Raw genomic sequence first — 14,872 nt, 5'->3', positions numbered from 1 at the left:
TTGCGAGGCGTTAGACCCAAACAAGAGAGCATGTAAAATGGCTAAAAAAGTAAGCGGTATTATCAAGCTTCAGGTTGCAGCTGGCGCTGCTAACCCAAGTCCACCGGTTGGTCCTGCACTAGGTCAGCACGGTGTAAACATCATGGAATTCTGTAAGGCTTTCAATGCGAAAACTGACAGCCTTGAGAAAGGTGCTCCGGTACCAGTAGAAATTACTGTATACGAAGACCGTTCTTTCACATTCGAAACTAAGACTCCTCCTGCGTCTTACCTGCTTAAGAAAGCAGCGGGCATCAAGAGTGGTTCTGGCCGTCCTAACACTGAAAAAGTGGGTAAAGTTACTCGCGCTCAGTTGGAAGAGATTGCTAAAACTAAAGAGCCAGATCTTACTGCAGCTGACCTAGATGCAGCGGTACGCACTATCGCGGGTTCTGCTCGCTCAATGGGCTTGAACGTAGAGGACTAATCGAATGGCTAAATTAACTAAACGCGCTCGCCTAATCCGCGACAAAGTTGACTCTGCTAAAGAGTACGAAATCAACGAAGCAGTTGCGCTTCTTAAAGAACTAGCTACTGCTAAGTTCGCAGAAAGCGTTGACGTAGCAGTTAACCTTGGTATCGATGCGAAGAAATCTGACCAAAACGTTCGTGGTGCAACTGTACTACCTAACGGTACTGGTAAAGACGTTCGCGTTGCAGTATTCACTCAAGGTGCAAATGCTGAAGCTGCTAAAGAAGCTGGTGCAGACATCGTTGGTATGGACGACCTAGCTGAGCAAGTTAAGAAAGGCGAAATGAACTTTGACGTAGTAGTTGCTAGCCCAGACGCGATGCGTGTTGTTGGTCAACTAGGTCAAATCTTAGGTCCACGCGGCCTAATGCCTAACCCTAAAACTGGTACTGTAACGCCTGACGTTGCAACAGCAGTTAAGAACGCGAAAGCTGGTCAGGTACGCTACCGTAACGATAAGAACGGTATCATCCACGCTAGCATCGGTAAGATTGCGTTCGAAGCGAACCAGATTCAAGAAAACCTTGAAGCGCTACTTGAAGCATTGAAGAAAGCTAAGCCTTCTTCTGCTAAAGGTACATACATCAAGAAGATCAGCCTAAGCACTACGATGGGTGCTGGTGTTGCTCTTGATAAGGCTTCTGTAGGTCTTTAATTCCTTTGGGCGAAAGCTCGATGGAATCTCTTAAAGGTTATGGGTTGGAGCTGTTCATTTAGCAGTGCTAATAAGCAGCTCCCGTCCTAGACCGCAGGTGCGGTGTGGTGAAAGAGGTAAGAGAACTTTCACAATCAACATACTGCTTAATACAACAACCTGCGCAGACGGTGGTTTGACTCAGACTCTCTGGGGTAACAAACACCGTAGAGCGGTATCAATCATGAGGATTGGTATCAATCTGTGAACCCTGATGGCGTATGTAGATAACTACAAACAAAGTCAGATACAAAGAGGTGAACTCAGTGGCACTAGGTTTAGCAGCAAAAAAAGAGATCGTAGCAGAAATTTCTGATGTTGCGTCTCGCGCTCTATCCGTAGCCGTTGCTGAATACCGTGGGATGGAAGTTGGTGAACTGACTGAACTACGTGTTAAAGCTCGTGAGCAAGGCGTATACCTAAAGGTTGTACGTAACACTCTTGCAAAACGTGCTCTAGCAGACAGTCAATTTGCAGACTTAGACAGCGCCTTAACTGGTCCGCTTATCTATGGTTTCTCTATCGACGCACCAGGCGGTGCGGCACGTCTTTTCAAAGACTTCGGTAAGACTAACGATAAGCTTAAAGTTACTGCACTTTCAATTGGTAGCGGTCTTCTTGGTCCAGAGAAATTGGACGCAGTTGCAGCACTACCTACCCGCGACGAAGCGCTTGCGAAACTACTTGCAACCTTCAAAGCACCAGTTGGGAAATTCGTTCAAACAATCAACGAAGTTCCTGGCAAGTTTGTGCGCGTATTGGCGGCGGTCAAAGACACCAAGTAATTGGCGTTTTTGGCATATTGATTTTTTTAACATTTTATACCCAGGAGTTTAGAGAAAATGGCTCTAACTAAAGAAGATATCTTAAACGCAATCGCTGAAATGCCGGTAATGGAACTGGTAGAACTAATTGAAGCGGCTGAAGAGAAATTCAACGTATCTGCTGCAGCTGCTGTTGCTGTTGCTGGTCCAGCTGCTGGCGGCGACGCTGGTGCAGCTGAAGAGAAGACTGAATTCGACGTTGTAATGACTTCATTCGGTGGCAACAAAGTTGCAGTTATCAAAGCAGTTCGCGGCGCGACTGGCCTAGGTCTTAAAGAAGCTAAAGAAGTAGTTGAGTCTGCTCCTAAAGCTATCAAAGAAGGCGTAAGCAAAGATGAAGCTGAAGCACTTAAGAAAGAGCTTGAAGAAGCTGGTGCAGAAGTAGAAATCAAGTAATTTGACATAGTCAAATTATTGCCTGAGACGGCAAGGCTGGTGGTTTTTTAAACCACCAGCCTTTTTGCGCTGTATAGTGTGTAGAATTTAACCCTTGTCTACACTACATAAAAGCGCCATTCGGACATACCCATAAAAAGCATAAAAATCCAACAAGTTAACTAATAATTGGTTAAATTTTGTTGTATGCTGGTGTATCTGCCCGAAAAAGGGTTGTGGAAGTTTGTTGCTTATTGCGCCATTTAGAACGTAGCTTTTAGCCCATAGCACGCGTTTTAAAGCATTTAGCAGCAGGTTGGGTCAAAAATCAGCAGGCTGAGGAACCCATGGTTTACTCTTATAGCGAAAAGAAACGTATCCGTAAGGATTTTGGCAAACGCCCACAGGTATTGGAAATTCCATACCTTCTTTCAATTCAGCTTGATTCTTTCAAAAAGTTTATTGAGATCGACGCAGATGCTCAATACGGTTTGGAAGCAGCATTTCGTTCCGTTTTTCCAATTAAAAGCTACTCAGGTAGCTCAGAGCTTCAGTATGTAAGCTATCGCCTGGGAGAGCCGGTATTCGACGTTAAAGAATGTCAAATTCGTGGCGTCACATTCTCTGCTCCGTTAAGAGTAAAACTACGGTTAGTGTTGTTCGATAAAGACGCTGCGCCAGGTACAGTAAAAGATATTAAAGAACAAGAAGTGTACATGGGCGAGATCCCATTGATGACTGAGAACGGTACGTTCGTTATCAATGGTACTGAGCGTGTTATCGTGTCACAGCTACACCGTTCACCTGGTGTATTCTTTGATCACGACAAAGGTAAAACCCACTCGTCAGGTAAAGTGCTTTATAACGCACGTGTAATTCCTTACCGTGGTTCGTGGTTAGACTTCGAGTTTGACCCGAAAGATAACCTATTCGTACGTATCGACCGTCGTCGTAAGTTGCCTGCAACTATTATCTTACGCGCGCTTGAAATGTCGTCTGAAGAAATCCTAGATACCTTCTTCGACAAAGTAGCGATTCGTATAAATAAAGACAAATTGATGATGGAAATCGTGCCAGACCGCCTACGTGGTGAAACGGCTGCTTTTGATATCATCGACGGTGAAGGCAACGTTGTTGTTGAAACTGGTCGTCGTATTTCTGCGCGTCATACACGTGCACTTGAAAAAGCCGGTCTTACTGAGCTTGAAGTGCCAGCCGATTACCTAATTGGCCGTGTTTATGCAGCAACCTACGTAAACGAAGACACAGGCGAAGTAATTGTAAGTGCGAACGAAGAACTAACACTTGAAAACCTAGCGGCGCTAAGCCAAGCGGGTATCAAAGAATTCGAAACGCTTTACATCAACGAGCTAGATCACGGTTCATACATCTCAGATACACTACGTATCGACTCTTCAACTAACCGCCTAGAAGCGCTAGTTGAAATCTATCGTATGATGCGTCCTGGTGAGCCACCAACAAAAGACGCAGCCGAAACGCTATTCGATAATTTGTTCTTCTCTGATGAGCGCTACGACCTATCTTCAGTTGGTCGTATGAAGTTCAACCGCCGTCTAGGCCGTGAAGAGCTAATCGGTTCAGGTACACTAGACAAAGACGACATTATTTCTGTTATGAAGCAGCTAATAATGATTCGTGACGGTAAAGACGAAGTAGATGATATCGATCACCTAGGTAACCGTCGTATCCGTTCTGTTGGTGAAATGGCAGAGAACCAGTTCCGCGTTGGTCTTGTACGTGTAGAACGTGCAGTTAAAGAGCGTCTAAGCTTAGGCGACCTAGACAACGTAATGCCACAAGATCTTATTAACGCTAAGCCTATCTCGGCAGCGGTTAAAGAGTTCTTCGGTTCATCACAGCTTTCTCAGTTCATGGACCAAAACAACCCGCTATCAGAAGTAACGCATAAGCGTCGTATTTCTGCATTAGGCCCGGGTGGTCTTACACGTGAACGTGCAGGCTTCGAAGTTCGAGACGTACACCCGACTCACTACGGTCGTTTATGTCCAATCGAAACGCCGGAAGGCCCGAACATCGGTCTAATTAACTCATTGGCAAGCTTCGCGCGTACCAATGACTTCGGTTTCCTAGAAACGCCGTTCCGTCGCATCGTAGACGGTGTGGTAACTGACGAAATCGATTACTTATCTGCAATTGAAGAAGGTCAATTCGCAATCGCTCAGGCTAACATCGCGTTAACTGAAGCAGGCGAGTTGGTAGACGACCTAATTCCATGTCGTCACCGCGGTGAAACTACCTTGATGCCTAAAGAAGACATTAAATACATGGACGTTTCACCTCAGCAAATCGTTTCAATTGCTGCAAGTATTATCCCATTCCTAGAGCACGATGATGCGAACCGTGCACTAATGGGTGCGAACATGCAACGTCAGGCAGTACCAACACTACGCGCTGATAAGCCGCTAGTTGGTACCGGTATGGAAAGAACTATCGCGGTTGACTCAGGTGTTACTGTAGTTGCTAAGCGCGGTGGTGTGGTTGATTACGTTGATGCCAGCCGTATCGTTATTAAAGTAGACGAAGACGAAATGCTTCCAGGTGAAGCAGGTATTGATATCTACAACCTGACTAAATACACGCGTTCAAACCAAAACACATGTATCAATCAGAAGCCTACCTGTAGTGTTGGCGACCCGATTGTTACTGGTGACGTGCTAGCTGACGGTCCTTCAACAGATCTAGGTGACCTTGCACTAGGTCAGAACATGCGTATCGCATTCATGCCTTGGAATGGTTACAACTTTGAGGATTCAATCCTTATTTCTGAGCGTGTAGCGCAGGAAGACCGTTTCACTACTATCCACATTCAAGAGCTTAGCTGTATCGCTCGTGATACCAAGCTTGGGCCAGAAGAAATTTCTTCTGATATCCCGAACGTGGGTGAATCTGCACTAAGCAAGCTTGATGAATCAGGTGTTGTTTACATTGGTGCGGAAGTGAAAGGCGGTGACATCCTTGTAGGTAAAGTAACGCCTAAGGGTGAAACTCAGCTTACGCCAGAAGAAAAGCTACTACGTGCAATCTTCGGTGAAAAAGCGTCTGACGTTAAAGATACGTCTCTACGTGTACCTAACTCTGTTCACGGTACCGTAATCGACGTTCAAGTATTTACCCGTGATGGTGTAGAGAAAGATAAGCGTGCGCTAGAGATTGAAGACATGCAGCTACGTCAGGTTAAGAAAGACCTTACTGACGAGTTTGAAATTCTTGCAGACGGTATCTTTGCCCGTGCTCAAACTGCACTTCTACGTGCTGGTGTTGACCAAGCTAAGCTTGACAGCCTTCCGCGTGAAAAGTGGTTTGAAATTGCACTTAACAGCGAAGATGCACAGCTAGAGCTAGACCAAATTGCTGATCAACACGCTGAAATCAAACTTGATTTCGATAAGAAGTTTGAAACTAAGCGTCGTAAGATCACTCAAGGCGATGACCTAGCACCTGGCGTACTTAAGATCGTTAAGGTTTACCTTGCGGTTAAACGTCACATCCAACCTGGTGACAAGATGGCCGGTCGTCACGGTAACAAAGGTGTTATCTCGACTATCCAGCCTGTAGAAGACATGCCATACGATGCTGACGGTACGCCTGTAGATATCGTTCTTAACCCACTAGGTGTACCGTCTCGTATGAACATCGGTCAGATCCTAGAAACGCACTTGGGTATGGCTGCACACGGTCTTGGTGTGAAGATTGATCGCATGATTAAAGAGCAGCGTGAGCTGGCTGAACTACGTGAGTTCTTGAAAAAGGTGTACGAGCTTGGTGAGAATCACCAAGAAGTTGACATCGATAGCTTCACAGACCACGAAGTACGTCGTCTAGCTGAAAACCTTCGTAAGGGTGTTCCAGTAGCAACGCCTGTATTCGACGGTGCACGTGAATCTGAAATCAAAGAAATGCTGAAGCTTGCTGATATTCCAGAAAGCGGTCAGATTTCATTGTTCGACGGTCGTACAGGTCGCGAGTTTGAGCGTCCAGTTACGGTTGGTTACATGTACATGCTGAAACTGAACCACTTAGTAGACGACAAGATGCACGCGCGTTCTACTGGTTCTTACAGCCTTGTTACACAGCAGCCTCTTGGTGGTAAAGCACAGTTCGGTGGTCAGCGCTTCGGTGAGATGGAAGTGTGGGCACTTGAAGCATACGGTGCAGCATATACCCTTCAGGAAATGCTTACTGTTAAGTCAGATGACGTTAACGGCCGTACCAAGATGTACAAGAACATCGTCGATGGCGACCACAGAATGGAGCCTGGCATGCCAGAGTCATTCAACGTACTACTTAAAGAAATTCGCTCGTTGGGTATCAACATCGAGCTTGAAGAAAAGTAATACGGCAATCGCCGCGTAATGTTATGAGATGGCCCGGTGCTTGCGCCGGGCTCTAGAGACTGACTCCGCTGGGAGAGTAATGTGAAAGACTTATTAAAGTTTCTAAAGCAACAAAACAAGACTGAAGAATTCGATAATATTCGAATCGGTCTGTCTTCACCTGACATGATCCGTTCATGGTCATTTGGTGAAGTTAAAAAGCCTGAAACAATTAACTACCGTACGTTCAAGCCTGAGCGTGACGGTCTGTTCTGTGCGCGTATTTTTGGTCCGGTTAAAGACTATGAGTGTCTTTGCGGTAAGTACAAGCGCCTTAAGCACCGTGGTGTTATCTGTGAGAAGTGTGGCGTTGAAGTTACACTGACTAAAGTACGTCGTGAGCGTATGGGTCACATCGAGCTAGCAAGCCCGGTTGCACACATTTGGTTCCTTAAATCACTTCCGTCTCGTATCGGCCTAATGCTTGATATGACACTTCGTGATATTGAACGTGTACTTTACTTCGAATCATACGTGGTTACAGAGCCAGGTATGACTACGCTTGAGCGCAGCCAACTTCTTAACGAAGAAGAGTACTTGGATGCACTTGAAGAGCACGGTGATGAGTTTGAAGCTAAGATGGGTGCTGAAGCAGTATTCGATCTTCTTACAGCACTAGACGTAGACGCAGATGTTGCGGCTATGCGTGAAGAGCTGCCTTCAATCAACTCTGAAACTAAGCGTAAGAAAATTACTAAGCGTCTTAAGTTGCTTGAGTCATTCCAACAGTCTGGTAACAAGCCAGAGTGGATGATCATGACGGTACTTCCGGTACTTCCACCAGACCTACGTCCTCTAGTACCACTAGATGGCGGCCGTTTTGCAACGTCTGACCTGAACGACCTTTACCGTCGTGTAATTAACCGTAACAACCGTCTTAAGCGTCTTCTAGACCTAGCTGCTCCAGACATTATCGTACGCAACGAAAAGCGTATGCTTCAAGAGTCTGTAGATGCGCTTCTAGATAACGGACGTCGTGGTCGTGCGATTACCGGTTCTAACAAGCGTCCACTTAAGTCGCTTGCAGACATGATTAAAGGTAAGCAAGGTCGTTTCCGTCAAAACCTTCTTGGTAAGCGTGTTGACTACTCAGGCCGTTCTGTAATTACAGTTGGTCCTACGCTACGTCTTCACCAGTGTGGTCTTCCTAAGAAGATGGCACTTGAGCTATTTAAGCCGTTTATCTACGGTAAGCTTGAAGCACGTGGTCTTGCGACAACAATTAAAGCTGCTAAGAAGCTAGTAGAGCGCGAAGCACCAGAGGTTTGGGACGTACTAGACGACGTTATCCGTGAACACCCGGTACTACTTAACCGTGCACCTACACTTCACCGTTTGGGTATCCAAGCATTCGAACCAACACTAATCGAAGGTAAAGCGATTCAGCTTCATCCGCTAGTGTGTGCGGCGTACAACGCCGACTTCGATGGTGACCAAATGGCGGTACACGTTCCGTTGACAATCGAAGCACAGCTAGAAGCACGTGCACTTATGATGTCGACGAACAACATTCTGTCACCTGCGAATGGTGAGCCTATTATCGTACCTTCACAGGACGTTGTATTGGGTCTTTACTACCTAACGCGTGACAAAGTAAACGGCTTAGGCGAAGGCATGGTATTCACCAGCCCGAATGAAGCAGAAAAAGCATACCGTACAGGTAATGCTGAGCTTCACTCACGCGTTAAAGTACGTATTACTGAATATGACATCGATGAAGATGGCAACAAAACTGAGAAAGTAACACTGACAGACACTACTGTTGGTCGTGCAATTTTCTCATTGATCCTTCCAAAGGGTCTGCCGTTTGAAATCATCAACCAAGCGATGGGCAAGAAGCAAATTTCAAAACTATTGAATGCTTGTTACCGTACGCTAGGTCTGAAAGACACAGTAATTGCTGCTGACCAAATCATGTATACCGGTTTCCACTACGCGATGATCGCGGGTGCGTCTGTTGGTATCGACGATATGGTTATCCCTGCTGCTAAGAAAGACATTATCGAAGCTGCAGAAGCAGAAGTTATTGAAATTCAGGAACAGTTCCAAAACGGTCTTGTTACCGCGGGTGAGCGTTACAACAAAGTTATCGATATCTGGTCAAATGCCAACGAAAAAGTTGCTAAGGCCATGATGGATAACCTTAAGACTGACATCGTAATTAACCGCGATGGCGAAGAAGAAGAGCAATCATCATTTAACTCTGTTTACATGATGGCCGACTCGGGTGCTCGTGGTAGTGCCGCTCAGATTCGTCAGCTAGCTGGTATGCGTGGTCTGATGGCTAAGCCAGATGGCTCAATCATCGAAACCCCAATTACGGCGAACTTCCGTGAAGGTCTGAACGTACTACAGTACTTCATCTCAACTCACGGTGCTCGTAAAGGTCTTGCGGATACCGCACTTAAGACAGCTAACTCGGGTTACCTAACGCGTCGTCTAGTAGACGTTGCACAAGACTTGGTAATCACTAACGACGACTGTGGCACATTCGAAGGTGTTCAAATGACACCACTAATCGAAGGTGGTGACGTTGTTGAGCCACTACGCGAGCGTGTACTAGGTCGTGTGGTAGCAGAAGATGTACTTAAGCCAGGTACTAACGAAGTACTCGTAGAGCGTAACGTTCTTCTAGACGAAGCGTTAGTAGACATGCTTGAAGCTAACTCAGTTGACCAAATCATGGTTCGCTCGGTAATCACTTGTGACAACGACTTCGGTGTTTGTGCTAAGTGTTACGGTCGTGACCTTGCACGTGGTCACATGGTGGGTAGCGGTGAATCGGTTGGTGTTATTGCAGCACAGTCAATCGGTGAGCCAGGTACACAGCTTACCATGCGTACGTTCCACATCGGTGGTGCGGCATCAAGAGCATCTGCTGAGAACAGCGTACAAGTTAAGACAGCGGGTAGCCTTAAGCTACACAATGCGAAATTCGTACGTAACTCTGACGGCAAAGTGGTTATCGTTTCTCGTTCAACAGAACTTACTGTTATCGACGAGCAAGGCCGAGAGAAAGAGCGCTATAAAGTACCTTACGGTGCTGTACTTAGCGTGGATGACGGTGCAACTATTGCAGCTGGCGACGTTGTTGCTAACTGGGATCCGCATAGTCACCCAATCATCACTGAACGTGCAGCTAAGATTAGCTTCGCAGACATTGATGACTCAAATACCGAAATGCAGCAAGACGAGCTTACTGGTCTTACCCGTATCGTTGTTAAAGACCTTGCGAAAGTAAACTCTAAAGAGCCTAAGCTAATTCTTGAAAGCGACGAATTCGGTCTTCAAGAAATTCGTCTTCCAAGCTTCACAACCATCGAAGCGAAAGAAGGCAAAGTGGCTAACGAAGGTGACGTGCTAGCACGTATTCCTCAGGAAAGCTCGAAGACTCGTGATATCACAGGTGGTCTACCGCGCGTTGCGGACCTATTTGAAGCACGTAAGCCTAAAGAGCCTGCAATTCTTGCAGAAATCTCAGGTACTATCGGCTTCGGTAAAGAGACCAAAGGTAAGAAGCGTCTTGTAATTACACCTGCTGAAGGTGATGCATACGAAGAGATGATTCCTAAGTGGCGTCAGCTTAACGTGTTCGAAGGTGAGAAAGTGGAAAAAGGCGAAGTTATCGCTGATGGTCCAGAGTCTCCGCACGATATCTTACGTCTACGTGGTATCTCAGCAGTAGCAAACTACATCGTGAACGAAGTTCAGGAAGTATACCGTCTACAGGGTGTTAAGATTAACGATAAGCACATCGAAGTAGTTATCCGTCAGATGCTACGTAAGTGTATTATCACTAACCCAGGCGATACGCAGTTCCTTGAAGGCGAACAGGTTGAAGTATCGAACGTGAAAGTGGCTAACCGTGAAATTGAAAAACACGGCAAGATTCCAGCGCAGTACGAAACACAGCTGCTTGGTATCACTAAAGCGTCACTGTCTACTGAGTCATTTATCTCAGCGGCATCGTTCCAAGAAACAACACGTGTTCTAACTGAAGCTGCGGTTCAAGGTAAAGAAGATGACCTACGCGGTCTGAAAGAAAACGTAATCGTTGGTCGTCTAATTCCAGCGGGTACAGGTTTCGCTTACCACGAGCGCCGTGCACAAAAACGCAAAGAGCAAATCGAAGAGATGTCAGTATCTGCTGCTGAAGCAGAACAGGCACTAACCGAAGCGCTTAATGCAGGTGCAGACGAAGATACTGCCGAATAAGGCATGATCATGGGAGCGCGTTAACGTGCTCCTAACAAATTGGCATGTCAGGCGTACAAAAAGCATGAAAACTTTCTGCTTAACCTTTGTACACCTTGACAGTCAGGGCGATGATCATTAATATTCCGCGACCCGATTTTTGATAGCCTAAATTTGGCACTAGAAACGGTCGCGGTTTTTTGTATTAGCGCCTAGTGAATGTTGACGAGCACAATGTTCACAACAACAGGGCGACAATGTTAAAAAGTCGCAAGTATAGGACCCAATCATAGTGATTGGGTTTTCGTAGTTTTTAATCAGGAGCTAGTTAATGGCAACAGTTAACCAGTTAGTGCGCAAGCCGCGTAGAAAGCCCGTTGAAAAAAGCAACGTAGCTGCTCTACAAGCTTGTCCACAAAGACGTGGTGTATGTACTCGTGTATATACTACTACGCCTAAGAAACCAAACTCTGCACTACGTAAAGTATGTCGTGTACGTCTAACTAACGGTTTTGAAGTTTCTTCATATATCGGTGGTGAAGGTCACAACCTACAAGAGCACAGTGTAGTTCTTATCCGTGGTGGTCGTGTTAAAGATCTACCAGGTGTTCGTTATCACACAGTTCGCGGTACTCTTGACTGCGCAGGTGTAAACGATCGTAAACAAGCCCGTTCTAAGTACGGCGCGAAGAAGCCTAAGTCTTAACGGTTCTCCGTTAGTAAGGCCAAACTGAAGTTTTAGAGTTTTGGGTTTTCCCTGAATTCATACGGAGAATAGAAAATGCCAAGAAGAAGAGTCGTAGGTCAACGTAAAATCCTACCAGAGCCAAAATTTGGTTCACAACTGCTTGCGAAATTCATGAATGTCGTAATGCTCGACGGCAAAAAGTCAGTCGCTGAAAAAATCGTTTACGGTGCGCTTGATATTGTTGCTGAAAAAACCGGCAAAGCACACCTAGATATCTTCGAGGAAGCGCTTGATAACATCCGCCCAACAGTAGAGGTTAAGTCTCGTCGTGTTGGTGGTTCAACTTATCAGGTTCCAGTTGAAGTACGTCCAGTTCGTCGTAACGCGCTAGGTATGCGTTGGATGGTTGAAGCTGCACGTAAACGTGGCGAAAAGTCTATGGCACAACGCCTAGCGGCTGAAATGCTAGACGCAGCAGATAACAAAGGTTCAGCGGTTAAGAAACGTGAAGACGTTCACCGTATGGCCGAAGCAAACAAAGCGTTTGCTCACTACCGTTGGTAATCAACGTTATTTAACTGAGAGAGATTTATGCCTCGTAAGACCTCGATTGAGCGTTATCGCAATATTGGTATTGTGGCTCACGTGGACGCGGGTAAAACCACGACCACAGAGCGTGTTCTGTTTTATACAGGACTGTCTCACAAAATCGGTGAAGTGCACGATGGTGCTGCTACCATGGACTGGATGGAGCAAGAGCAGGAGCGTGGTATTACTATCACGTCTGCTGCAACGACTTGTTTCTGGTCTGGTATGGAGCAACAGTTCGATCAACACAGAATCAACATTATCGACACCCCTGGACACGTTGACTTTACTATCGAAGTAGAGCGTTCATTGCGTGTACTAGACGGTGCAGTGGTTGTTTTCTGTGGGTCTTCTGGGGTAGAACCTCAATCAGAGACAGTCTGGCGACAGGCTGACAAATATCAAGTGCCACGCCTAGTGTTCGTTAATAAGATGGACCGGGCTGGCGCTGATTTTGAACGTGTTGTGGGTCAAATCCGCAAGCGTTTAGGCGCAAACTGTGTTCCGATTCAAATCAACATGGGCGCTGAAGAGAATTTCCACGGCGTCATCGACCTTGTGAAGATGAAAGCCATCAACTGGAATGAAGACGACATGGGTATGACATTTACCTATGAAGACATTCCGGCTGAATATTTAGATACTGCTGAGCAGTACCGTACCGAAATGATCGAAGCGGCTGCTGAAGCATCAGACGAGCTAATGGACAAGTACTTGGAAGGCGAAGAGCTAACCGAGGAAGAAATCCGTTCAGGTCTTCGTCAGCGTACCCTGAACAACGAAATTGTTCTTGCCACGTGTGGCAGCGCCTTCAAAAACAAAGGTGTTCAGGCTGTACTAGACGCTGTTATTCAATACCTTCCATCTCCTACTGAAGTTAAGGCCATTACAGGTGTGCTTGACGATAAAGACGAGACCGAAGCTGAGCGTCATTCAAGCGACGACGAGCCATTTGCAGCTCTAGCATTTAAAATTGCGACCGACCCATTCGTGGGTACGCTTACATTCTTCCGCTGCTACTCTGGTGTAGTAAATACGGGTGATACGGTATACAACCCCGTAAAAGGCAAGCGTGAACGTTTCGGTCGTATCGTGCAAATGCACGCTAAAGACCGCGAAGAAATCAAAGAAGTACGCGCAGGTGACATTGCTGCCGCTATAGGCTTAAAAGATGTTACCACCGGTGATACGTTGTGTGATCCTAATCATGTAATCACACTTGAGCGTATGGAATTCCCAGAGCCGGTAATTTCAATTGCGGTTGAGCCCAAGTCACAAGCTGACCAAGAGAAAATGGGTATTGCCCTAGGTAAGCTTGCGGCAGAAGATCCGTCGTTTAAAGTGAAAACTGACGATGAAACAGGCCAAACAATCATCTCTGGTATGGGTGAACTTCACCTTGATATCATTGTCGACCGCATGAAGCGTGAGTTCAAAGTTGAATGTAACGTAGGTAACCCTCAGGTTGCTTATCGCGAAACCCTTCGTAAATCTGTCGAAGTTGAAGGGAAGTTCGTTCGTCAGTCAGGCGGCCGCGGCCAGTTTGGTCATGTATGGTTACGCATTGAGCCTCAAGAAGAAGGGGCTGGCTACGAGTTTATGAACGAAATCGTCGGTGGTGTGGTTCCAAAAGAGTTCATTCCAGCGGTCGATAAAGGAATTCAGGAGCAGATGCGAAGTGGTGTTCTTGCAGGGTATCCGGTACTTGATGTAAAGGTTACTTTGTTCGACGGTTCATACCACGATGTTGACTCTTCTGAAATGGCGTTTAAGATCGCCGGCTCTATGGGTTTCAAAAAAGGCGCCGCAGAAGCAAATCCGGTGTTACTTGAACCCACAATGAAAGTTGAAGTGACTACTCCAGAAGATTGGATGGGTGACGTTGTAGGTGATCTTAATCGACGTCGCGGCATGATCGAAGGTATGGAAGATGGCGTAGCAGGTGTTAAAATAATACGTGCAAAAGTGCCGCTTTCAGAAATGTTTGGGTACGCAACTGATTTGCGTTCACAAACACAAGGTCGTGCTTCATACTCTATGGAGTTCTTCAATTATTCTGAGGCGCCTAACAATGTGGCGCAGGCTATTATTGAATCTAGAATTTAATCTAAATGAAGGTTCGGTCCGGTCTATTTGTGGGTCGGACTTTTAACTTAGGAAACGAGAAAAATGGCAAAAGAAAAGTTTGAACGTACGAAACCCCACGTAAACGTGGGTACAATCGGCCACGTTGACCACGGTAAAACTACCCTAACTGCAGCAATCACTACAGTTCTTTCTAAGACTTACGGTGGTAACGCACAGGCATTCGATCAAATCGATAACGCTCCTGAAGAAAAAGCACGTGGTATCACCATCTCTACTTCGCACGTAGAATACGATACTCCTACTCGTCACTACGCACACGTAGACTGCCCAGGACACGCTGATTACGTTAAAAACATGATCACTGGTGCTGCTCAGATGGACGGTGGTATCCTAGTAGTAGCTGCGACTGATGGTCCTATGCCACAGACTCGTGAGCACATCCTACTTGGTCGTCAGGTTGGTATTCCTTACATCATCGTATTCATGAACAAGTGT

10 protein-coding genes are annotated in these 14,872 nt (G+C 46.2%); all 10 read left to right on the top strand.

The window, feature by feature from the left end; translation table 11 throughout:
- Positions 1 to 37 precede the first annotated feature (37 nt).
- The gene (rplK, locus tag ACGHAV_RS02690) at positions 38 to 466 is read left to right on the top strand and encodes a 50S ribosomal protein L11 (protein ID WP_032097749.1); all 429 of its coding nucleotides are present in this window, start codon (positions 38 to 40) and stop codon (positions 464 to 466) included.
- A gap of 4 nt (positions 467 to 470) precedes the next feature.
- The gene (rplA, locus tag ACGHAV_RS02685; RefSeq protein WP_390376091.1) at positions 471 to 1,166 is read left to right on the top strand and encodes a 50S ribosomal protein L1; all 696 of its coding nucleotides are present in this window, start codon (positions 471 to 473) and stop codon (positions 1,164 to 1,166) included.
- A gap of 305 nt (positions 1,167 to 1,471) precedes the next feature.
- Complete coding sequence (gene rplJ, locus ACGHAV_RS02680) at positions 1,472 to 1,990, top strand: 50S ribosomal protein L10 (protein ID WP_159625694.1); 519 nt, start codon at positions 1,472 to 1,474, stop codon at positions 1,988 to 1,990.
- 57 nt (positions 1,991 to 2,047) lie between these two features.
- A complete protein-coding gene (rplL, locus tag ACGHAV_RS02675) occupies positions 2,048 to 2,425 on the top strand; it encodes a 50S ribosomal protein L7/L12 (protein ID WP_071816179.1) in 378 nt (125 codons plus the stop codon).
- A gap of 326 nt (positions 2,426 to 2,751) precedes the next feature.
- The gene (gene rpoB, locus ACGHAV_RS02670) at positions 2,752 to 6,780 is read left to right on the top strand and encodes a DNA-directed RNA polymerase subunit beta (protein WP_390376086.1); all 4,029 of its coding nucleotides are present in this window, start codon (positions 2,752 to 2,754) and stop codon (positions 6,778 to 6,780) included.
- 81 nt (positions 6,781 to 6,861) lie between these two features.
- Positions 6,862 to 11,034, top strand: a complete 4,173-nt coding sequence (gene rpoC, locus ACGHAV_RS02665) for a DNA-directed RNA polymerase subunit beta' (RefSeq protein ID WP_390376083.1) — start codon at positions 6,862 to 6,864, stop codon at positions 11,032 to 11,034.
- A gap of 310 nt (positions 11,035 to 11,344) precedes the next feature.
- Positions 11,345 to 11,719, top strand: a complete 375-nt coding sequence (gene rpsL / locus ACGHAV_RS02660; protein WP_014951037.1) for a 30S ribosomal protein S12 — start codon at positions 11,345 to 11,347, stop codon at positions 11,717 to 11,719.
- Positions 11,720 to 11,794: 75 nt separating this feature from the next.
- The gene (rpsG, locus tag ACGHAV_RS02655) at positions 11,795 to 12,265 is read left to right on the top strand and encodes a 30S ribosomal protein S7 (protein ID WP_014951036.1); all 471 of its coding nucleotides are present in this window, start codon (positions 11,795 to 11,797) and stop codon (positions 12,263 to 12,265) included.
- Positions 12,266 to 12,292: 27 nt separating this feature from the next.
- Positions 12,293 to 14,395 (top strand): elongation factor G, encoded by a 2,103-nt coding sequence (gene fusA / locus ACGHAV_RS02650; protein ID WP_390376075.1) that lies wholly within the window; start codon positions 12,293 to 12,295, stop codon positions 14,393 to 14,395.
- A 63-nt stretch (positions 14,396 to 14,458) separates the two neighbouring features.
- Positions 14,459 to 14,872: GTP-binding protein (locus ACGHAV_RS02645; RefSeq protein WP_390376072.1), on the top strand; the 414-nt coding region annotated here is incomplete at its 3' end.

The sequence above is a fragment of the Alteromonas sp. MTD1 genome (assembly GCF_042848195.1).
Taxonomy (GTDB): domain Bacteria; phylum Pseudomonadota; class Gammaproteobacteria; order Enterobacterales; family Alteromonadaceae; genus Alteromonas.
Note: the sequence above shows the minus strand (reverse complement) of the source record. Positions and strands in the feature narration are given on the sequence as shown.

What these genes read in the sequence shown, in the direction of transcription:
- rplL (WP_071816179.1), top strand. Translation starts at nt 2,048, where the DNA reads ATGGCTCTAACTAAAGAAGATATCTTAAACGCAATCGCTGAAATGCCG.
- rplK (WP_032097749.1), top strand. Translation starts at nt 38, where the DNA reads ATGGCTAAAAAAGTAAGCGGTATTATCAAGCTTCAGGTTGCAGCTGGC.
- rpsG (WP_014951036.1), top strand. Translation starts at nt 11,795, where the DNA reads ATGCCAAGAAGAAGAGTCGTAGGTCAACGTAAAATCCTACCAGAGCCA.
- fusA (WP_390376075.1), top strand. Translation starts at nt 12,293, where the DNA reads ATGCCTCGTAAGACCTCGATTGAGCGTTATCGCAATATTGGTATTGTG.
- rplA (WP_390376091.1), top strand. Translation starts at nt 471, where the DNA reads ATGGCTAAATTAACTAAACGCGCTCGCCTAATCCGCGACAAAGTTGAC.
- rpoB (WP_390376086.1), top strand. Translation starts at nt 2,752, where the DNA reads ATGGTTTACTCTTATAGCGAAAAGAAACGTATCCGTAAGGATTTTGGC.
- rpsL (WP_014951037.1), top strand. Translation starts at nt 11,345, where the DNA reads ATGGCAACAGTTAACCAGTTAGTGCGCAAGCCGCGTAGAAAGCCCGTT.